The 19,567-nt window shown below is 68.9% G+C and carries 19 protein-coding genes; 12 read left to right on the forward strand and 7 right to left on the reverse strand.

All coding sequences use genetic code 11. The features are described from left to right. Window position 1: 1 nt before the first annotated feature. The gene (gene malQ, locus QN239_RS16215; protein ID WP_499011854.1) at window positions 2-2,194 is read right to left on the reverse strand and encodes a 4-alpha-glucanotransferase; all 2,193 of its coding nucleotides are present in this window, start codon (window positions 2,192-2,194) and stop codon (window positions 2-4) included. Window positions 2,195-2,213: 19 nt separating this feature from the next. Continuing rightward, complete coding sequence (gene lysA, locus QN239_RS16220) at window positions 2,214-3,476, reverse strand: diaminopimelate decarboxylase (protein WP_499011857.1); 1,263 nt, start codon at window positions 3,474-3,476, stop codon at window positions 2,214-2,216. A 22-nt stretch (window positions 3,477-3,498) separates the two neighbouring features. Here lysA and QN239_RS16225 point away from each other — a divergent pair, with 22 nt between their 5' ends. Further along, complete coding sequence (locus QN239_RS16225) at window positions 3,499-4,692, forward strand: MFS transporter (RefSeq protein WP_499011859.1); 1,194 nt, start codon at window positions 3,499-3,501, stop codon at window positions 4,690-4,692. On the opposite strand, the gene QN239_RS16230 is transcribed toward QN239_RS16225, so the two are convergent. From QN239_RS16230 to QN239_RS16245, 4 genes are read right to left on the reverse strand one after another with little or no spacing between them, the layout of a single operon-like run. Next, a complete protein-coding gene (locus tag QN239_RS16230) occupies window positions 4,646-4,969 on the reverse strand; it encodes a DMT family transporter (RefSeq protein WP_499016817.1) in 324 nt (107 codons plus the stop codon). The two genes, QN239_RS16225 and QN239_RS16230, sit on opposite strands and share 47 nt — an antisense overlap. Further along, window positions 4,969-5,301, reverse strand: coding sequence for a DMT family transporter (locus QN239_RS16235; protein ID WP_499011861.1), 333 nt, complete (start codon window positions 5,299-5,301; stop codon window positions 4,969-4,971). The genes QN239_RS16230 and QN239_RS16235 overlap by 1 nt, the downstream gene beginning before the upstream one ends. Window positions 5,302-5,322: 21 nt before the next feature. Beyond that, the gene (locus tag QN239_RS16240) at window positions 5,323-6,396 is read right to left on the reverse strand and encodes a hypothetical protein (RefSeq protein WP_499011862.1); all 1,074 of its coding nucleotides are present in this window, start codon (window positions 6,394-6,396) and stop codon (window positions 5,323-5,325) included. A 16-nt stretch (window positions 6,397-6,412) separates the two neighbouring features. Further along, window positions 6,413-7,666 carry an acyl-CoA dehydrogenase family protein gene (locus QN239_RS16245; RefSeq protein ID WP_499011863.1) on the reverse strand — a complete coding sequence of 418 codons (1,254 nt, stop codon included), beginning with the start codon at window positions 7,664-7,666 and terminating at the stop codon, window positions 6,413-6,415. Between the two features lie 184 nt (window positions 7,667-7,850). Here QN239_RS16245 and QN239_RS16250 point away from each other — a divergent pair, with 184 nt between their 5' ends. From QN239_RS16250 to QN239_RS16285, 8 genes are all read left to right on the forward strand, one after another. Further along, entirely contained in the window at window positions 7,851-9,086 is a 1,236-nt protein-coding gene (locus tag QN239_RS16250; protein WP_499011865.1) for a PAS domain S-box protein, read from the forward strand. A gap of 90 nt (window positions 9,087-9,176) precedes the next feature. After that, on the forward strand, window positions 9,177-10,703 hold the full coding sequence (locus tag QN239_RS16255) for a carboxylesterase/lipase family protein (RefSeq protein WP_499011867.1): 1,527 nt from the start codon (window positions 9,177-9,179) through the stop codon (window positions 10,701-10,703). A 23-nt stretch (window positions 10,704-10,726) separates the two neighbouring features. Beyond that, window positions 10,727-11,650, forward strand: coding sequence for a sterol desaturase family protein (locus QN239_RS16260; RefSeq protein WP_499011868.1), 924 nt, complete (start codon window positions 10,727-10,729; stop codon window positions 11,648-11,650). 36 nt (window positions 11,651-11,686) lie between these two features. After that, window positions 11,687-12,169: a cation:proton antiporter regulatory subunit gene (locus tag QN239_RS16265; RefSeq protein WP_090360968.1), complete on the forward strand. Its 483-nt coding sequence runs from the start codon at window positions 11,687-11,689 to the stop codon at window positions 12,167-12,169. A gap of 4 nt (window positions 12,170-12,173) precedes the next feature. Further along, the gene (locus QN239_RS16270; RefSeq protein ID WP_499011871.1) at window positions 12,174-13,325 is read left to right on the forward strand and encodes a cation:proton antiporter; all 1,152 of its coding nucleotides are present in this window, start codon (window positions 12,174-12,176) and stop codon (window positions 13,323-13,325) included. Further along, on the forward strand, window positions 13,322-14,719 hold the full coding sequence (locus QN239_RS16275; RefSeq protein WP_499011873.1) for an NAD(P)/FAD-dependent oxidoreductase: 1,398 nt from the start codon (window positions 13,322-13,324) through the stop codon (window positions 14,717-14,719). The genes QN239_RS16270 and QN239_RS16275 overlap by 4 nt, the downstream gene beginning before the upstream one ends. Window positions 14,720-14,828: 109 nt before the next feature. Continuing rightward, entirely contained in the window at window positions 14,829-15,452 is a 624-nt protein-coding gene (locus QN239_RS16280) for a LysM peptidoglycan-binding domain-containing protein (protein ID WP_499011875.1), read from the forward strand. A gap of 139 nt (window positions 15,453-15,591) precedes the next feature. After that, complete coding sequence (locus QN239_RS16285) at window positions 15,592-16,350, forward strand: Rv1815 family serine proteinase (protein WP_372517208.1); 759 nt, start codon at window positions 15,592-15,594, stop codon at window positions 16,348-16,350. Here QN239_RS16285 and QN239_RS16290 read toward each other — a convergent pair. After that, window positions 16,263-16,703, reverse strand: a complete 441-nt coding sequence (locus tag QN239_RS16290; RefSeq protein ID WP_499011877.1) for a nitroreductase family deazaflavin-dependent oxidoreductase — start codon at window positions 16,701-16,703, stop codon at window positions 16,263-16,265. The genes QN239_RS16285 and QN239_RS16290 overlap by 88 nt on opposite strands. 105 nt (window positions 16,704-16,808) lie before the next feature. Here QN239_RS16290 and QN239_RS16295 point away from each other — a divergent pair, with 105 nt between their 5' ends. Genes QN239_RS16295 through QN239_RS16305 form a run of 3 tightly spaced genes read left to right on the forward strand, consistent with a single transcriptional unit; the run spans window position 16,809 to window position 19,567 of the window. Beyond that, a complete protein-coding gene (locus tag QN239_RS16295) occupies window positions 16,809-17,492 on the forward strand; it encodes a TetR-like C-terminal domain-containing protein (RefSeq protein ID WP_499011879.1) in 684 nt (227 codons plus the stop codon). Between the two features lie 45 nt (window positions 17,493-17,537). Continuing rightward, a complete protein-coding gene (locus QN239_RS16300; RefSeq protein WP_499011882.1) occupies window positions 17,538-18,071 on the forward strand; it encodes a VOC family protein in 534 nt (177 codons plus the stop codon). Next, a complete protein-coding gene (locus QN239_RS16305; RefSeq protein WP_499011885.1) occupies window positions 18,068-19,567 on the forward strand; it encodes an FAD-binding protein in 1,500 nt (499 codons plus the stop codon). The genes QN239_RS16300 and QN239_RS16305 overlap by 4 nt, the downstream gene beginning before the upstream one ends.

Here is a 19,567-nt window from a genome sequence, read left to right on the forward strand (position 1 = left end):
GTCACGGGTTGATCGTCCGTACCTGCGCTTTCATTACATCGCTCAGGGCAGCGGCCCGCGGATCGGTGAACACGTCCTCCAATAGCAGCCGATTGCCCGCCGGCCCGGCCAGCGGCACCCGCCAGTTCGGGTACTCGTCGGTGGTCCCCGGCTGATTCTGGGTGCGGATATCGCCGACCGCGTCGGGCAGCGCCAGGGCCAGCAGCCGCGACGGCGTGCGGCCCAGGTAGGCGTACAGCCCGCGGATGATCTCGTCGGTGTCCGGGTCGGTTCCGACCAGCCCGAGCCGGTGCAGCGCCGACAGCCAGGCGGCCAGCTCGGCTTTGTCGTCCGCCAGCTCCTCCTCGACGGGCCGGGTCAGCAGCCCGAGTTCGTCGCGCAGCCGGACATGTTCGCCGGCCAGATAGCCCGCCGTCGGTGGCAGGTCGTGCGTCGTCACCGACGCCAGGCAGTACTCGCGCCAGCGTTCTGCGGGCAGCGGTGTGTTCTCACCGGAATGATTCCCCAAGTCGCTGCGCTCCTGCCCGCCGGAATGATTCCCCGAGTCGCTGCGCTCCTGCCCGCCGGAACCGTCGCGGTCCAGTTCGAACCACAGGATCGAGGTGCCGAACAGTCCGCGCTCGCGCAGGTAGTCGCGCACCCACGGCTCCACCGTGCCCAGATCCTCGCCGACCACCACCGCGCCTGCCCGCTGCGCCTCCAGTGCCACGATGCCGATCATCGCCTCGTGGTCGTAGCGCACATAGGTGCCCTCGGTGGGGGCGGCACCCTTGGGGATCCACCACAGCCGGAACAGACCGATGATGTGGTCGATGCGCACCCCGCCCGAGTGCCGCAGCACCGCATTGACCAATGCCCGGAACGGTGCATAGCCCGCGCGCTCCAGCTGGTCGGGCCGCCACGGCGGCTGCGACCAGTCCTGGCCCAGCTGGTTGAACTCGTCGGGCGGTGCGCCCGCGGTGACGCCGAGGGCCAGCACATCCTGCAGTGCCCAGGCGTCTGCGCCGTCGGGATCGACCCCGACCGCCAGGTCGTGCATGATGCCCAGCGCCATCCCGGCCTGCTCGGCGGTGGCTTGGGCGGCGGTGAGCTGATCGTCGAGGAGCCACTGCAGCCAGCGATGGAAATCGACGGCCGCGGCGTGGCCGGCGGCGAACTCGGAGACGGCCGGGTTCGCGGGATGCCGTAGCGCTTCGGGCCACGTGTGCCAGTCGGCGCCGTACTCCTCGGCCAGGGCGCACCAGGTGGCGAAGTCGCCGAGGCTGCGGCCCTCCCGGGCGATGTAGGCGGCGTAGGCCAGTTCGCGGCCCGCCGAACGCTTGACCCGGTACACCTGGGCGAGTGCGGCCCGTTTGACCTTCCACGCCGCATCGCGGTCGATGCGCTTCTTGCGGCGCGACCGGGCGGCGAGTTCGGCGCGCGCCTTCCCGAGGGGGGCGCGTTTGCGCAGGAACGCGTATTCCGGGATGGCCTCGATCCGCAGATACAGCGGGTTGACGAACCGCCGCGAGGTCGGCAGATACGGCGACGGCTCCATCGGCGCCACCGGAGCCGCGGCGTGCAGCGGGTTCACCAGGATGAACCCGGCATCGTGGCGCGTCGCGGACCACACCGCGAGGTCGGTCAGGTCGGTCAGATCGCCGATTCCCCAAGAGTTTTCCGATGTCACGCTGTAGAGCTGGGTGGCCAGGCCCCACTGCCGTCCCGGCGGCGGGGTGAGCGACGCGGGGGAGACGATGAGCAGGGTGCTGCTGTCGGTGCCGCCGGTCTGGGCGTGCAGGTGGTGGTACCCCGGCGGCAGATCGGCAGGCAGCTCGAAGGTGGCCTCCCCGATCAGCCGGCCATCCAGATCGTATGGGGGGCGGTTGTTTTCGAGCTGACGTAAACCTGTGCGCACCGATCCGTCCTCCAGCCGCAGCCACAGTCCGACCGGGTCGCCATGGGTGACGTGCACCCAGAACGGCGTTGCGGTGCCGGCCGTGCTGACGACCGTCGGCGGCAGCGCGCGTTCCCAGTACTCGCGGTCGTGGGCGCGCAACGCGGCCCGGCGTTCGTCGTCCGTGCCGGCGGGCACGCCGAGGGCGTCAAGGACTGATACCAGCGTCGACTCCGGCACCGGATGCCATTGCCCGGTCCAGTCCACGAACTCCGTCGCCACCCGGTACCGCACGGCCAGGTCGGCTAGTTCAGTCATGCCGGCAATCTTGCCGGATTCACGGCTCCACGTCGCGGGCGAGCAGATCCGCCCAGGTGTCGCGGCGCACGACCAGGCGGGCATATCCGTTGCGGGTGAACACCACCGGAACTCGGCGTGCGCCGTTGTATTGATTGGACATGGTGTAGCAATACGCACCGGTGACCGGGACGGCCAGCAGGTCACCCACCACGGGATCGCGCAGCGCCACCCCATCGACCAGCCGGTCGCCGGACTCGCAATGCCGTCCCACCACGGTGACGGTCTGGCCCCCACCCACCCGGTTGACGACCGTGGCCTCGAACCGCTGGCCGGTCAGTGACACCTCGAGGTTGTCGCCCATCCCGCCGTCGACGGCGACATGAGTGATCTGCCCGTGCTTGACGGTGGTGACGCGGTACAGCGTGCAGGCCGACGCCGCGACCATGCTGCGTCCCGGCTCGACGATGATGCGGCTGCCCGTGGGCAGCAGGGTGCGGGCCTGCTCGACCATGGCGGCGGCGTACTCGTCGATGGTGGGTGGGTGCTCGGCGTAGGTGTAGCGCACGCCCAGCCCACCACCGAGGTCGTAGGTGTCGAACGTGCCTAGCGCGGCGATCGGGGCGACTGCGGCAGCCAGTTGTTCGGTGCGCAGCAGCTGCGAACCCACGTGGGTGTGCACCCCGTCCATCCGTAGCCGCGGGCTGGCGTGGACCCGGGCGATCGCCCGCCGGGCATCGTCGGGAGCCAGCCCGAACTTGGACCCCGCGTGACCGGTGGCTTGCGAGGCGTGGGTATCGGCCTGCACGCCGGGGATGACCCGCACCAGGCAGGGCTGCCTGCGACCGGCCGGCACGATGTTCTCCAGCCTGTCGATATCGTCGAAGTTGTCGATCACCACCAGCCCCACGCCGTGCTCGACCGCCATGGTGAGTTCCTCGTCGGTCTTGGCGTTGCCGTGCAGCACCAATCGGGCGGGATCGGCGCCCGCCTTGAGGGCGGAGAGAATCTCCCCGCCGCCGGCGACGTCCAGATGCAGTCCCTCTTCGACCATGACCCGTTGAACCGCGGTGCACGGGAACGATTTCGAAGCGAAAGCGATATCGCTGCGAGCCCAGCGGGTGCGGAACGCGTCGAGGTAGGCCCGCGCCTGGGCGCGCAGGGCGTCCTCGTCCACGACGATGGCAGGCGTTCCGAATTCCGTGGCCACCAGGTCCAGGCGGCAACCGCCGACCATCAGGGTGCCGTCGGTGTCGAGCACCGAACCCGGCGGGAACAGGGCGAGCAAGGGGGCGGCCGACATGGGCCCAGTATCGTCGGCGTCCGTGAAGTCCGGACGGGAAGTGCGGCACGCCAGGATCGCGGTGGCCGCGCTGTTCCTCATCAACGGGGCCACGTTCGCCAACCTGCTCCCGCGGTTTCCCGAGATCAAGGCCGACCTGGGGCTGAGCAATGCGGCCTACGGCGTGATGGTGGCGGCGTTCCCGGGTGGCGCGCTGGTGGCGGGTCTGGCTGCCGGTGTGGTGATCCGGAGGTTCGGTTCGGCGCGCGTTGCGGTGCTCGCCTCGGCCGCGCTGGCGGTGCTGGTGGGTCTGGTCGGCTGGGCGCCCTCGCCGGTGCTGGTGTCGGTGGTGCTGTTCTCCGGCGGCTGCTGTGACGCCCTCGCCGATGTCGGACAGAACTCGCACGGGTTGTGGGTGCAGCGCCGCTACGGCCGTTCGATCATCAATTCGCTGCACGCGGTGTGGGCCGCCGGTGCGGTGCTCGGCGGCCTGCTCGGTGCGGGATCGCTGGTGCTCGGCATGAGCCGTGCCGCACATCTGGGGTTGTCGGCGGTGCTGTTCGCCGCGGTGGCCCTGCTCGTGTGGCCGTTCCTGCTCAAGGGCGCCGAACACGATGAGCATGCCCGTGCCCGGCAGGGGAGCGGTGCGCGCGCCGGACCCGTGGTGTACGGCGTGCTGGCCGCACTGGTGGCGCTGGCCATCGCCGGCGCCATCGTCGAGGATGCCGGAAGTTCTTGGGCGACGCTGTATCTGCGTTCCCTCGGCGCATCCGACGCGGTCGCGGTATTCGGGTACATCGCGCTGGCCGGCGCGATGTTCGTCGGCAGGTTGCTCGGTGACCGCCTGGTGGACCGGTTCGGTGAGCGCGCCGTGGTGCGCGGTGGCGGGGTGATCGTCGCGGTGGGGATGGGCGCGGCGCTGGCCTACCCGTCGGTGGTGTCCAGCGTCGCGGGGTTCGCCGCGGCAGGCCTCGGGATGGCCACCGCGGTACCGGCGGCCATGCACGCGGCCGACCGGCTGCCCGGGTTGCGGCCCGGCAGTGGGCTGACGATCGTGGCCTGGCTGATGCGGGTCGGGTTCGTGGCCGCGCCTCCGGTGGTCGGGCTGATCGCCGACGCCGCGGGACTTCGGGCGGGCCTGGTGCTGGTGCCGGTCGCCGGGGTGGTCGCGCTGCTGATGGCCGGGGCACTCAGCGGGCGACGGCTCCCAGCTCGATCGTCAGCACCCCCGCCATGATGAGGGCGATACCCAGCCTCATCCGCCAGGTGAGCGGGTCCCGGAACAGCACCTTGGCCACGACGGCCACCAGTGCCACCCCGCACGCCGTCCACACGCCATAGGCGATACCGACCGGCATCCCGAGCGACAGTGTCAGCCACAGCAGATAGAACGACAGCACGTACCCCGTAGCGATCGGCAACAGCCACGCCTTGCGGCGGAATCCATCGGAGGCGCGCAGCGCCAGGGTGGCCAGCACCTCACTGCCGATGGCCCCGGCCAGCGCCCACCACATCATGTCGAAGACTTTGTGTGCGAGCCGAATTCGACGAGCAGCACACCGGCGATGATGAGCCCGATGCCGATCACGATGGGCCAGGTGAACGGGTCGCCGAAGAGCACGGCGCCGAGCGAAGCCGTCACCGCGGTGCCCACCGCGCCCCAGATGCCGTATGCGACGCCCACCGGCATCCCGGCCCTCAGTACCGCCGCCATCAACGCGAAGGCACCGGTATAGCCGATGACCACGACCACCAGCCACGCGGAGTCGTCCTGAGACGCTCGCAATGACAACGTCGCCGCGACTTCGACGACGATCGCCGCGCTGAGCAGCAGCCACTTACGCACGCCGACGACGCTATCGGGCGATCACGCGAGCGCGGCCTCCCGGGTCTCGAACAGCTCGGCCACCGTGCCCGCCACCCGGTCGAGCTCTTCGGTCGAATGCCGGCCCAGACCGCACTCGGTGGACAGCCCGAACCGGGGCAGGAACCTCGCCGCGAGCGCGGCCCTGTGACGAGCACCGACCGCACCGTCTGCAGCGTGCACCAACCCGAGATAGAACTCGGTCTCCGGCTCGATCGCGAGGTCGGCCAGCGGTTGCCAGTGCGCCAGCCGATTCCACGTGGTCACCGTCGCCGCCTGGATGGCGTCGATACGGCGCGGCACGTGCCGGGACAATCCGTTGGACACCGCGACGATCACCGACGCGTCCCGCGGATAGATATGACGCCCGCCGCGCTGTGCTGCTTCGTCATCCGGCGGATCGCCCATGAACGGCGAGGCGCCGAACTTCGAATCTCCGTAGCAGAGATGAAAAGTCAGGTCGACATCCTCGTGCACCCAGGCGGCCGCGCGTGCGGTGGCGGCGTAGATCTGCTCGAAGTCGTCGTACGGGTTGGGGAACCAGCCCTCTATGGTGGCGTCCTCGATCGGCAGGTCCCACTGGATGGCCAGATCCTCATGAGGGATCGCCGCTTGGATCGCCTCGACACTGTCGCGCAGCGGTCTCTCATAGGCCAGCGCCACCTCGACCTGCGAATCGAAGTCGACGAAGAAGTTCACCGCGTTGAACGGCGTCGGGATGGACACCAGGAATTTCGACTCACGCGTCAGCTCGCCGCGGTCGCGCGCGGCGCGAAACAGCCGGTACGACGCCATCGCGTGGTCCTGGTAGTCGAAGGCGGGGAACCGCACGTCGGCGTGGGTGGTTCCGGGGCGCAGCCGGGCCAGCTTGCGGCCGTCGTTCTCCACGACGTCCAGCGTCGGGTTCTCCAGGAAATGCCGGGTCTGGGTGAGCACCCAGTTCGCCCGGTCACCGGGCTCACCGTCGGGCACCCGGGTGACCGACGGCTGCAACCGCTGCCCGACGAACCGCAGCGCATCCTCGACGGTGGGTGCATTGATACTGCCGGTGAGATAGAAGCTGTTTTGGTAGCTCATGTTTTGCTCCGCGCGTTCAGAGCACGAGACCCAGCCGGGGCGGCCGGGTGCCGTGCAGAGTGTGGTTGCCCAGGTGCACGTACTTCCACCGGGCCGGGTCGTGCAGGGAATGGGTGCGTACGTTGCGCCAGTGCCGGTCCAGATTCGCCTCGCCGTCGGTGCCCGAGGTGCCCGTGAGTTCGAAGATGCCGCTCGCGATCTCGACGGCGAACTCTTGCGCCAGCGCCTTGGCCGCCGCCACCTTCAGCGAGGCGGCCGCCGCGGTGTCCCGCGACAGATCCGGCTGCGCCTGGCCCTCGTCCACGACGGCCGTCCCCGCGGCGAGCAGTGCCTCCAGGGCGTACAGCCGCGCGGTCAGCTCGCCGAAGCGGCGCACGATATGCGGCTCGTGGTCGGCGCGGTCGATCCCCGCGTCCAGGGCTTCCTTCCAGGGCCGCGATGTGGTGCGGACGAACTCCGCGCCGTCTTCGAGTGCGGCGCGGGCGATTCCGATGTCGATGGCCGCGTGCAGCGCCTGGTCGTAGGCGCCCAGCACCGTCGGCGGACCGTCGACCGGGTGTGGCGGGGCGCCCTCCTCGATGACCAGATCGTCGTCCACGAGCACGCCCTCAAGGCGGATCTCACCGCTGGCGGTGCCGCGCTGGCCGAACGCCGACCATTTCTCCAGGTTGAGGGTCACACCGTCCTGATCCGGCCGGATGAAGACGGTCGCGGTCTCCCCGTCGGTGCCGGCGATGCCGGCCGCGACCGCGATCCAGGTCGCGCCGAGCGCCCCGGTGGCGTAGTACTTGGTGCCGTTGAGTTCCCATGAGCCGTCGTCGCGGCGGCGCACCGTGGTGTTGCGGTGCAGCGGCGACGCGGTTCCGCGTTCGGCGGTGGCATTCCCCAGCTGTCCGCCGGCCAGGATGTCGCCGTAGATCCGGACGGCCTGCGGTGCGTCGGCGTCCAGCGCCGAAATCGCCTGGGAGATCACGAAATGCGCCAGCAGCAACTGGCCGAGCGCGCCGTCGCCGCGGGATAGCCGGCGCAGCACCTCGACCTGAACCGACGCCGGGAAACCGGGGCCGCCGTGTTTGGCGGGTACCGGCACGGCCAGCAGACCGGCCTCGGCGACCGCCCGCAGCTGCGGCAGCAGCGAGGCGCCGGAACGCTCGCGTTCGGCGCTGCCCACCGCGACCTCGGTGGCCACGGCATCGGCGGCGGCCAGGGCAGCGTCGGGGGAGTCGAGTACGGGGACGTGGGTGGTCTGCTCAGCGATGTCAACGGCCATGACCGGCGACGGTAGAGCCGCCGCGCCGGCTCCGACAGGGTTGCGCCCAGGGCGAGTGTATTTACGCGACACGACGGTCAGACATTGCCGACAATCTGACGCTGAAGTAGTTTCGCACTGGATGGCAAAGCGGTCGAGAAAAACAGGCGTGGTGATCCACCGGGCTGCTTTGCGCGCCCCGGCCATGAGCTCTCCGGAGGAGACGCGCCGACTGCGGCTGCTCCTGGACCGACTTCCGGCGTTGATCGGGTACTGGGACCGCGATCTGCGCAATGTGTTCGCCAATGCCGCTTATGTCGACTACTTCGGTGTCACACCGGAAGAAGCGCGGGGCCGTCATATCAGGGAGATCCTCGGCGAAGCCGTCTATACGCTGAACTTGCCGTACATCACCAGGGCGTTGGCCGGTGAGGAGCAGTTGTTCGAACGCACCCTCATCGATCGCTTCGGGGCGACCCGCTATACCCAGGCCTCCTACCTTCCCGACATCGTCGAGGGCGCGGTTCGGGGCTTCTATGTCCAGGTCACCGATGTGACCGCGCGGGTTGAGGCCGAACGGGCGCGGGACGAGGCGGTGCGTCTGTTCGAGATCAGCATGGCCAATGCCCCCTTCGGTAAAGCCGTCCTCACGCCGGCGGGCCGCACGCTCCACATCAATCCTTCGATGTGCGCACTGCTTGGTTATCAGGCCGAGGAATTGATAGGCAGGGACTTTCGCGACCTCGTCCATCCGGACGACCTCCCGGCGGCGGACGCCGACCTTGCCCGGTTGCAGGACGGGTCGGTCAGTGAAGTCGCCTCCGAACGCCGCTACCTCCGCTGCGACGGGACGACGGTATGGATGCAACGCAACGCCGTACGCGTCGCGGGAGCGCACGGCGGCAACGATGTCATCGTCGCCCAGTTCGTCGACATCACCGGCCGGAGGCGTGCAGAAGCCGAACTCGCGAGACTGGCGCTGACGGATTCGCTTACCGGCCTGGGTAACCGACACGCCTTGACCGAGCGTTTCGAGAGGTGCCGGGCGGCCAGTCCCGACGGGACGGTCGGAATCGTGTTCGCCGATCTGGACGGGTTCAAACACGTGAACGACATGCACGGGCACTGCGTCGGTGACTCGGTGCTGGCCGCCGCCGCGAGGTTGCTCGCGCAGACCGTAGGGGCGCGCGCGTCGATGTTTCGTTTTGGAGGCGACGAGTTCGTGGCCCTTGCCGTCGACGTCACAGCGGCGGAGGTCGCGGAGCTGGCCGCGAACATCTCCACCGCGCTTACCGGCAGCTATCCGACCACCGTCGGGCCGGTCGACTTGACCGCGTCGGTCGGCTGGACGGTGGGTACCGACGATTTGGACACCTTGCTCCGGAACGCGGACGCGAACATGTACCGACGGAAACCGAGAAGTCGCCGACGCGCCGACTGAACCGTGACGGATCCAACGGTGCTGGTCAGTGCCGTAGCTTGTACTCGTCGGTAACATTGGTGGGCTGAACACTCCACCTAGGAGGCACGTGTGATCCCGGATACCGACACCATCACCGGGTACGGACCGGTCCGTGGCACCGATGACGGCATCGTGCGCCGGTGGCTGGGCATCCGCTATGCCGCGCCGCCCGTCGGCGAGCTGCGCTGGCGGGCTCCGCAACCGCCCCAGCGCTGGACCGAGCCGGCCGATGCGACCCGCTTCGGGCCGGTCTGCCCGCAGCAGACCGATCCGCACATCCCGCTCGACCTGGGCGCCCCACAGGGTGGTGACTGCCTGACCCTCAATGTGTGGGCGCCGTCGACCTCCGGGGGACCGAAACCGGTGATGGTGTGGGTGCACGGCGGGGCCTATGCGCTGGGCTCGTCGGCGCAGCCGCTGTACCGCGGTCGCGAGCTCGCCGCCGGCGGTGACGTCGTGGTGGTGACGATGAACTATCGGCTGGGTGCGCTGGGTTTCCTGGACCTGTCGTCATTCGGGTCCGGATTCGAGACCAATATCGGTGTGCGCGACGTGCTTTCGGCCTTGAACTGGGTGCAGGCCAATATCGCGGCGTTCGGTGGTGACCCCGACAATGTCACCCTGTTCGGTGAATCCGCCGGCGCCGGCATCCTCACCACACTGATGGCCAGTCCCGCCGCGGCGGGATTGTTCCACCGGGCCATCGCGCAGAGCGCCCCGGTCACGTCGGTCTACGACCGGGACCGCGCCCGCAGGATCGCCGAGCAGTTCCTGGACCGGATCGGCGTGCATCCCGGTGAGACGCACCGCCTGCGCGAAGCCCCGATCGAGAGCATCATCGCCGCCTCCAAACACCTGTACAACGAGGTGCCGCGGCGTTTTCCGGGGACGCTGGCCTTCGTGCCGATCGTCGATGGTGACCTGGTGCCGGACTACCCCGTGCAGGCCGCCCGCGCCGGCCGCACCCATCCGGTACCGCTCATCATCGGGACGAACCGGCACGAAGCAGCGCTGTTCCGCTGGATGCGTTCCCCGCTGATGCCGATCGCCCCGCACACCCTGCGCGACATGTTCGCCGCGATCGCCAGCGAACAGCCGGGGCTTCAGATCCCGACGGAGGCCGAGATCACCGCCGTCTACCGTGGGCGGGGCCGCAAACCCGCGCTCGGCGTGGCCCGCGACGTCGGCTTCCGGATGCCGTCCATCTGGTTCGCCGAGGGGCACAGCGCCGTCGCGCCGGTGTACATGTACCGCTTCGACTGGGCCACCCCGGTGCTCAAACTGCTGCGCCTGGATGCTGCGCACGCCACCGAGTTGCCTTATGTCTGGGGCAATCTGGTGATGGGTCCGAAGGACCCCACGTTCAAACTCGGCGGGCTGGCCGCCGGCACCGCGGTATCGGAGCGGATGCGGGCACGCTGGACCCGCTTCGCCGCCGGCGCCGACCCGAGCGCGGGACCGGGCGCACCGGTCTGGCCGGCCTACCGTCCCGATGAGCGGGCCACCCTGATCATCGGCCGCGAGGACGAGGTGGTCGCCGACCCCGACCGTGAACAGCGGCTGACCTGGGGTGCCGAGGTGTTGAGTTTCCGGTAGAGGCCCGGTTTAGGCTGAGCGCTATGGACGGTATCCGGGCGTTGCTCGACGCGCTGCCACCGCAGATGCGTGATCCGGTGCTGTTCGCCGTCCCGTTCTTCCTGCTGCTGCTCGTGTTGGAGTGGACCGCGGCCCGCAAACTGGAGTCGCTGACCGGGGCGAGCGAAGCGACGGGAGAGCGCACGCGGCCCGGGGCCTATCTGCGTCGCGACGCGTGGGCCAGCGTATCGATGGGCCTGGTGTCCGTAGCCACGACAGCCGTCTGGAAAGGTGGTGCGCTGCTGGCATATGCCGCCATCTACGCCTACCTCGCGCCGTGGCATCTGCCGGCAACGCAGTGGTACACGTGGGTGATCGCGTTGGTCGGCGTCGACCTGCTGTTCTACACCTACCACCGCATCGCGCATCGGGTGCGGCTGATCTGGGCCACCCACCAGGCCCACCACTCCAGTGAGTATTTCAACTTCGCCACTGCGCTGCGCCAGAAATGGAACAACAGCGGCGAGATCCTGATGTGGATTCCGTTGCCGCTGTTGGGTGTTCCGCCGTGGATGGTGTTCGCGAGCTTTTCGGTGAACCTCATCTACCAGTTCTGGGTGCATACCGAGCACATCGACAAGCTTTGGCGGCCCTTCGAATTCGTGTTCAACACCCCGTCGCACCACCGGGTGCACCACGGCATGGACAAGCAGTACCTGGACCGCAACTACGGCGGCATCCTCATCCTGTGGGATCGACTGTTCGGTAGCTACGCCGACGAGGAGTTCCGCCCGCACTACGGCCTGACCAAGCAGGTGGACACCTACAACATCTGGAAACTGCAGACCCACGAGTACGTGGCCATCGGACGAGATGTCCGGGCCGCGAAGCGCTGGCGGGACAAGCTCGGCTACGCATTCGGCCCGCCCGGCTGGGCACCCCGGGACGCGCCCGTTTTACAGAAGTAGCGACGCCGGCCCACAGCGTTCGTCCAGGATGGACGGATGGATGTCAAAGAGGTCCTGCTCCCCGGTGTCGGGCTGCGCTTCGAATTCGATACCCGCGACGGTGACCGGATCGGCGTGGTGGCCCGGCGCACCGGAGATTTCGAACTGGTGGTGTACCCGAAGGAGGACCCGGACCAGGCCAGGGAGGCGTTCCGGCTCAGCGACGAGGAAGCCGAGGCCCTGGCCCAGATCCTCGGCGCGCCCCGGATCGCCGAACGCTTCGCCGATCTGACCCGGGCGGTGCCGGGGCTGGACGCCGGCCAGGTGCGTATCCGCGCCGACAGCCCGTTCGTCGACCGGGCGCTCGGTGACACCAGGGCGCGCACCCGCACCGGCGCATCGATCGTCGCGATCGTGCGAGACGAGGAGGTGCTGGCCTCACCGGGTCCGGCCGAGCCGCTGCGTGCCGGCGATGTGTTGGTGGTGATCGGTACCGAGGACGGGATCTCCGGCGTCGAGCGCATCGTCGACAAGGGCTGAAGGCGTGCAGGTATCGGCCGCGCTGCTGCTCGAGCTCGGCATCGTCCTGGCGGTGCTCACCGTGTTGGGCGCGGCCGCCCGCCGGTTCGCACTGTCGCCGATCCCGCTCTACCTGGCCGCCGGCCTGGCGCTCGGCGAAGGCGGGGTGGCCCACATCCCGGCGGCCGACGAGTTCGTCACGACCGGCGCGTCGATCGGCGTGGTGCTGCTGCTGTTGACCCTTGGCCTGGAGTTCTCCATCGGTGAGTTCGCCGCCAGCCTCCGCCACCATCTGCCGTCGGCCTGGGTCGATCTCGTGCTCAACGCCGTCCCCGGTGCGATCGCCGGCTGGCTGCTCGGGCTGGACGGCGTCGGCATCCTGGCGCTGGCCGGGGTCACCTACATCTCGTCGTCCGGGGTGATCGCGCGCCTGCTCGACGACCTGCGCCGGCTCGGTAACCGCGAGACGCCGGCGGTGCTGTCCATACTGGTGCTGGAGGATTTCGCGATGGCGGCCTACCTGCCGCTGCTGGCCGTCCTGGCGGCCGGGGGCAGCTGGGCCCACGCCCTGTTCGGGATGGGCGTCGCCGTCTCGGCGTTGGTGCTGGCGTTCGTGGCGTCCTACCGCTGGGGACACCTGGTGGGCCGGCTCGTCGCGCATCCGGACAACGAACAGTTGCTGCTGCGGATCATGGGGCTGACGTTGATCGTGGCCGCGCTCGCCGAGTTCATCCATGCGTCCGCGGCGGTCGGGGCCTTCCTGGTCGGGCTGACTCTCACCGGGGAGGCGGCCGATCGTGCCCGCATGGTGCTCAGCCCACTGCGGGATCTGTTCGCCGCCATCTTCTTCCTGGCCATCGGGGTGTCGGTCAACCCCGGTGATCTGGTCCCGATGCTGCCCGCCGCGCTGGCCCTGGCCGTCGTCACCGCCGGCACCAAGGTCGCGACCGGGATGTTCGCCGCCCGTCGGGACCAGGTGGCCCGACCCGGCCAGTTGCGCGCCGGGACGGCGCTGATCGTGCGCGGTGAGTTCTCCCTCGTCATCATCGGTCTGGTGGGCGCCACGCTGCCCGCCCTCGAGGCGATCGCCACCCCGTACGTGTTCATCCTGGCCATCGCCGGACCCGTGCTGACGAGGTTTATCGGTGGGCGCGCCCCGCGTAGTGTGCAGGGGTGAAAACCGCCTTCGATGCGCAGGTCGACTCCGGATTGGTGACGCGGTCGCTGGCCGCGAGCGCATTCGGCTCGATGTGGCTCGACCTGCCCCGCCCCGAGCATCCCGCGCTGTCCGGCGCGGTGACGTGCGACCTGCTGATCGTCGGCGGCGGATACACCGGATTGTGGGCGGCGGTGCACGCCGCGCAACGCAACCCCGGACAGCGCATCGTGCTGATCGAGGCCGAGCGGATCGGCTGGGCCGCCTCGGGCCGGAACGGGGGCTTCGTCGACGCCAGCCTGACCCACGGACACGACAACGGAAAGTCGCGGTGGCCGGGCGAGATCGATCTGCTCGACACCATGGGGACGGCAAACCTGGACGGGATGGCGGCCGATATCGAACGGCTGGGCCTCGATGTGGAGTGGGAGCGCACCGGGATGCTGACGGTGGCCACCGAACCGCATCAGGTGAGCGGGCTGGCGGCCGCGGACAAGGGCACGTTCCTGGACCGTGAGCAGGTTCGCGCGGAAGTGGCCTCGCCGACGTATCTGGCCGGACTCTTCGAGGCCGACAGTGTGGCGATCGTGCACCCGGCCAAGCTGGCTCTCGAGTTGGCCCGGGCGGCGACCGAAGCCGGGGTGGTGATCCACGAGCACACCCGCGCCCTGTCCCTGGATTCGTCGGGGGCCGGGCTTCGGGTCGACACCGGTGCCGCGGTGCTCACCGCGCAACGGGTGGTGTTGGCCACCAACGTGTTTCGAAGCCTGCTGCGCAGGAACCGGCCGTACACGGTGCCGGTGTACGACTATGTCCTGGCGACCGAACCACTGACCGACGCCCAGTTGGACCGGATCGGCTGGCGCAATCGGCAGGGAGTCGGCGATTGCGCCAACCAATTCCACTACTACCGGCTGTCTGCCGACAACCGCATCGTGTGGGGCGGCTACGACGCCGTCTACCATTTCGGGCGCCGGGTCGACCCGGCATACGAGGACCGGCCGCAGACCTATCGCCGGCTGGCCGAACACTTCTTCCTCACCTTTCCGCAGCTCGACGACATCCGGTTCACGCACCGCTGGGCCGGCGCGATCGACACCAACACCCGGTTCTGCGCGCACTGGGGCACCGCCCGCGGCGGCCGGGTCGCCTACGTCAACGGATTCACCGGCCTGGGCGTGGGCGCCGCCCGGTTCGCCGCCGATGTGTGTCTGGACCTGTTGGACGGAAAGCCCACGCCGCGAACAGAATTGGATATGGTGCGGCGCAAGCCGCTGCCGTTCCCGCCGGAGCCTCTGGCCAGCGTGGGCATCCAGGCCACCCGCTGGTCGTTGAACCGCGCGGACCATTCGGCGGGCCGGCGCAACCTCCTGCTGCGGACCTTGGACCGGCTGGGGCTCGGGTTCGATTCCTGAGCACACGCAGTGTTCGCCAAGTGTTCTGATTTTCGCGAGCACAACCGCCCCGCCGGCACACGTTCCTCACTAGGCTCGGTGAAGTCAACGTCGATCAGGGGAGAACAGCATGGGAGACAGACTTCACAAGGGTGAAAAGTTGGAGCGGGGCCAGTCGCTGACGTCCGACAACGGTGCCTACCGGGTGACGCTGCAAGACGACGGCAACTTCGTGCTCTACAGCGGGGACACCGCCGTGTGGTCCACCGAGACCAACGGGCAGGACGTGGTGCGTGCCGAGGTGCAGGAGGACGGCAACTTCGTGCTGTACACCCCGGACAAGCCGGTGTGGCACACCGACACCAAGGGTGCCAAGGATGTCCGGCTGATCCTGCAGGACGATCGCAATCTGGTGCTGTACGGCTTCGACGGTGTGGCGTGGGCGTCGGGTACCGATACCGACGAGGCGCCGCCGGCCCCGCCGGCCGAGGAGGCTCCGGCCCCCGAACCCGAGGTGGAATTGGCCGCGGCGGCAGAGCCGGCCCCGGAGGCTCCGGCACCCGAGGTTCCCGCGCCGGAACCGCCGCCTGCCCCGCCCGCCCCGCGCACCTACACTGTGGTCTCCGGTGACACCCTGTGGGCGATCTCGGAGCGGTTCTACGGCGACGGCAACCAGTATCAGCGGATCGCCGACGCGAGCGGGGTGGCGAACCCCGATCTGATCCACCCGGGCCAGGTCCTGACCATCCCGTAATTCTCTTCGCGACACGCCGGCCCGGATTCTTGAAATCCGGGCCGGCGTTGTTGTAACGGGATCGGACCGTTACCCGATCTACACCTCAGCATCCCGGTAGCGTCAGACTTACCGAGGGTGGAGGGATCGGGAGGAAGTCATGCGCGCACGTCTGTTCAGCGTCCTTGTGGGTGTGCTGATGGCCGGGCCGGCCTTGCTGGCCGCCGGGCCGGCCGGCGCGAGCCCGGTGGCTCCGGCGCCCGGTCCCACGGTCTATCCGGGGATGGAGATCCGGCAGGGCTCGACAATGTGCACATTGGGCTTTGTCGACATGGCGTCCCGGTCCGCCCTGACCGCCGGTCACTGCCGCGCCGATGGCCCGGTGACCGACCGGGACGGCAACGTCATCGGCGTGGTGACCATGTCCAGGGACAACACCCCCGACGGCACGACCGTCACCACCGACTACCAGATCACCGACTGGGAGGCCATCGCGCTGGCCCCCGACGTCCAGATGCTCAACGTGCTGCCGGGCGGCCGCCCGTTGATCTCGGATCCGGCACTGGCCGTCCAGAAGGCCGGCCAGACGGTCTGCCACTTCGGCATCATCACGGGGGAGACCTGCGGCACCATCGATTCGGTGAACAACGGCTGGTTCACCATGACCAACGGCGTGATGAGTCAGAAGGGCGATTCCGGCGGGCCGGTGTACGTGCCGACCGCCGACGGCCGGGCCGCGATCATCGGCCTGTTCAACAGCACCTGGGGCCAGCTACCCGCCGCCGTGTCGTTCCAGTCGACCGGTCAGCAGATCATCGAGGCGGTGGCGGTTCAGCCGACCAATTCGAACACCGGGATCTCGACGGTCTTCACCCGCAGTTCGGCATCGGTGGAGTCCGGCGTCAAACCGCCGATGTGAGTCTTGACCTCCCAGAACCAGCGGTCGAGGTAGCGCCGCACCAGTTCGGGTTTGGCGCCGTCGGCGACCTCCACCGCCTGCATCTGCCGCCGTCGCCACCACGGTCCCATCTGCACCGAACCGGCAGCGCGGGCGTTACGCGCCCACTGGGTGTTACCGCGGGGTGAGATGAGGTAGTCGCGGCCGTCCACGGTCAGGACGTTGACCACCACGCCCTGCCAGCGACCGGTGCTTCTGCCGCGGACCCGCAGGGCACGGGTGCCCGCAATGCTGATACCTGCTTCGGCCAAGCGGCGAATCACGGTGTTGGCCGCCTTGGCGATGCGGTTCGGTTCGTCGTAACGAGTTATCATGTGATGTCCTTTCGAGGTTTCGAGAGCGGTGCTCTTGTTTTCACCATGTCATGGCGCGCCGCACAAATCAAGAGCAGTGATCTCGTTTCGTGTCAGACTGGCGTCATGGGCAAGCGACGGGACGCACGTGACCGGATCGAGGCCGAGGTCATCGAGATCGGCAGGGGGCACCTGATCACCGAGGGGGCGGCGGGACTGTCGCTGCGCGCCGTTGCCCGTGACCTTGGAATGGTGTCCTCGGCGATCTATCGCTACGTCGCCAGTCGGGACGATCTGCTGACCCTGCTGTTGGTGGACGCGTACGACGAACTCGCCGATGCCGTGGAGGCCGCCGCCGCAGATCCCGGCGCCGACTGGCCGGACCGGTTGGTCGCGATGGCGCATGCCGCCCGGGCCTGGGCCGTCGATCAGCCCGCGCGGTGGGCCCTGCTCTACGGCAGTCCGGTACCGGGGTACCGCGCCCCGGCTGACATCACGGTCGGCCCCGGCACCCGGATGATCGTGTCGGTGCTCGCCGTGGTGGCCGAGGGGATTCTGGCCGGGGATGTTCCGGACCCGAAAGAGGCTCTGCCGCAACCGCTGTCCGAGGACTTCGCGGCGCTGCGGACGGAGTACGGCTTTCCCGGTGGTGACCGCGCCCTGCTCAAGTGCTTCCTGCTGTGGGCCACCCTGGTGGGTGCGATCAGCATGGAGGTCTTCGGGCAGTACGGGGCCGGCACGCTGTCGGATGCCGCCCTGGTGTTCGACGGCCAGATCCGGCTGGTGATCGACACGCTGCGGCAGAACTAGAACACGTTCTAGCCACGATGGCGCGGTGGGGATATCCTCACATCGATGCTCAATCAGACACCTGTCCAGATTGCGTGGGTGACGCGTGATCTCGACACCACCGAACGCACGCTCACTGCGCTGCTCGGTGCCCGCAGCTGGGTCCGGATGCCCGGTGTGCACTTCGGACCGGACAGCTGTGAGTACCGTGGCGCGCCGGCCGACTTCGTCGCCGACATCTCGTTGAGCTATGCCGGGGACACCCAACTCGAGCTGATCGCCCCGGTCCGGGGAGACAGCATCTACACCGAATTCCTCGACACCGTCGGCCCCGGGCTACACCACATCTGCGTGGCAGCGCCCGATGCCGACGGCTACCAGGCGGCCCTGCGTGACGCCACAGCCGCGGGCGCGTCCGTCGTGCAGCAGGGGGTGATGCCCGGCGGCATGAAGTTCGCCTACGTCAGCCCGGAACCTTTCGCCGTCGCTTCGCTCGCCCCGGCCGATTCGGGGGTCTCGTACATCGAGATCGCCCTCATCCCACCCGAGATCCAGGCATTCTTCGACCACGTGAAACGCCAGCAGCAGGAGAGCACATGACTGACATCCCGAACACCGTCGACGCCGGCGACGTCACCGACTGGTCCGACGAATTCGACGTCGTGGTCGTCGGATTCGGTATCGCGGGCGGTAGCGCGGCCGTCAGCGCGGCCGCCGCCGGCGCCCGGGTCCTGGTACTGGAACGCGCCGCCGCGGCCGGTGGCACCACCTCGATGGCCGGCGGCCACTTCTACCTCGGCGGGGGCACCGCGGTGCAGCAGGCCACCGGGCACGAGGATTCCGCCGACGAGATGTACAAGTACCTCGTCGCGGTGTCGAAGGACCCCGAGCTGGACAAGATCCGCGCCTACTGTGACGGCAGTGTCGAGCACTTCACCTGGCTCGAGGCCCTCGGCTTCCAGTTCGAGCGCAGCTACTACCCGGGCAAGGTGGTGGTGCCCCCGGGCACCGAGGGACTGTCCTACACCGGCAACGAGAAGGTCTGGCCGTTCAACGAACAGGCCAAGCCGGCCCCGCGCGGGCATTCGGTGCCCGTGCCCGGTGAACTCGGCGGCGCCGACATGGTGATCCAGCTGCTGCTCAAGCGGGCCGCCGAACTCGGCGTCGAGATCCGCTACGAGACCGGGGCGACCAATCTGATCGTCGACGACGGCGCGGTCGTCGGGGTGAGCTGGAAGAACTTCGGCAACACCGGCGCGGTCAAGGCGAAGGCCGTCATCATCGCGGCCGGCGGTTTCGCGATGAACCCCGAGATGGTCGCCGAGTACACCCCGGCGCTGGGCAAGAAGCGCAAGACCAAGCACCACGGTGAGGTCGAGCCCTACATCCTGGGCAACCCGCACGACGACGGTCTCGGCATCCGGCTGGGTGTCTCCGCCGGTGGGGTCGCCAAGAACCTCGACGGCCTGTTCATCACCGCGGCCGCCTACCCGCCGGAGATCCTGCTGACCGGCGTCATCGTGAACAACCAGGGCCAGCGGTTCGTCGCCGAGGACTCCTACCATTCGCGCACCTCGGCCTTCGTGCTGCAGCAACCCGACCAGCAGGCCTACCTGATCGTGGACGAGGCGCATATGCAGATGCCCGAGATGCCGCTGATCAAGTTCATCGACGGCTACGAGACCATCGCCGAAGTCGAAGCGGCCCTGGGCATCCCGGCCGGGAACCTGGCCGCGACGCTGGAGCGCTACAACGCCAACGCCGCGAACCACGAGGATCCCGACTTCCACAAGCAGCCCGACTACATCGCGGCACAGGACACCGGGCCGTTCGCCGCCTTCGACCTGTCCCTGGGCGTCGCCATGTACTCCGGTTTCACCATGGGCGGGCTGGTCGTGTCGCTCGATGGCGAGGTACTGCGCGAGGACGGCGGCGCCGTGCCCGGTCTGTACGCCGCCGGAGCGTGCGCGTCCAACATTGCCCAGGACGGTGAGGGCTACGCCAGCGGTACGCAGTTGGGCGAGGGTTCGTTCTTCGGGCGGCGGGCGGGCGGGCACGCCGCGCGCCGGGCCGCGGCGCACGCCGTGGCGCGCTGA

The sequence above is a fragment of the Mycolicibacterium sp. Y3 genome (genome assembly GCF_051188035.1).
GTDB classification, from domain to species: domain Bacteria; phylum Actinomycetota; class Actinomycetes; order Mycobacteriales; family Mycobacteriaceae; genus Mycobacterium; species Mycobacterium fluoranthenivorans.

What these genes read in the sequence shown, in the direction of transcription:
- lysA (WP_499011857.1), bottom strand. Translation starts at nt 3,476, where the DNA reads ATGTCGGCCGCCCCCTTGCTCGCCCTGTTCCCGCCGGGTTCGGTGCTC.
- QN239_RS16250 (WP_499011865.1), top strand. Translation starts at nt 7,851, where the DNA reads ATGAGCTCTCCGGAGGAGACGCGCCGACTGCGGCTGCTCCTGGACCGA.
- QN239_RS16290 (WP_499011877.1), bottom strand. Translation starts at nt 16,703, where the DNA reads ATGATAACTCGTTACGACGAACCGAACCGCATCGCCAAGGCGGCCAAC.
- malQ (WP_499011854.1), bottom strand. Translation starts at nt 2,194, where the DNA reads ATGACTGAACTAGCCGACCTGGCCGTGCGGTACCGGGTGGCGACGGAG.
- QN239_RS16265 (WP_090360968.1), top strand. Translation starts at nt 11,687, where the DNA reads ATGGATGTCAAAGAGGTCCTGCTCCCCGGTGTCGGGCTGCGCTTCGAA.
- QN239_RS16285 (WP_372517208.1), top strand. Translation starts at nt 15,592, where the DNA reads ATGCGCGCACGTCTGTTCAGCGTCCTTGTGGGTGTGCTGATGGCCGGG.
- QN239_RS16300 (WP_499011882.1), top strand. Translation starts at nt 17,538, where the DNA reads ATGCTCAATCAGACACCTGTCCAGATTGCGTGGGTGACGCGTGATCTC.
- QN239_RS16240 (WP_499011862.1), bottom strand. Translation starts at nt 6,396, where the DNA reads ATGAGCTACCAAAACAGCTTCTATCTCACCGGCAGTATCAATGCACCC.
- QN239_RS16305 (WP_499011885.1), top strand. Translation starts at nt 18,068, where the DNA reads ATGACTGACATCCCGAACACCGTCGACGCCGGCGACGTCACCGACTGG.
- QN239_RS16245 (WP_499011863.1), bottom strand. Translation starts at nt 7,666, where the DNA reads ATGGCCGTTGACATCGCTGAGCAGACCACCCACGTCCCCGTACTCGAC.
- QN239_RS16230 (WP_499016817.1), bottom strand. Translation starts at nt 4,969, where the DNA reads ATGTGGTGGGCGCTGGCCGGGGCCATCGGCAGTGAGGTGCTGGCCACC.
- QN239_RS16260 (WP_499011868.1), top strand. Translation starts at nt 10,727, where the DNA reads ATGGACGGTATCCGGGCGTTGCTCGACGCGCTGCCACCGCAGATGCGT.
- QN239_RS16280 (WP_499011875.1), top strand. Translation starts at nt 14,829, where the DNA reads ATGGGAGACAGACTTCACAAGGGTGAAAAGTTGGAGCGGGGCCAGTCG.
- QN239_RS16295 (WP_499011879.1), top strand. Translation starts at nt 16,809, where the DNA reads ATGGGCAAGCGACGGGACGCACGTGACCGGATCGAGGCCGAGGTCATC.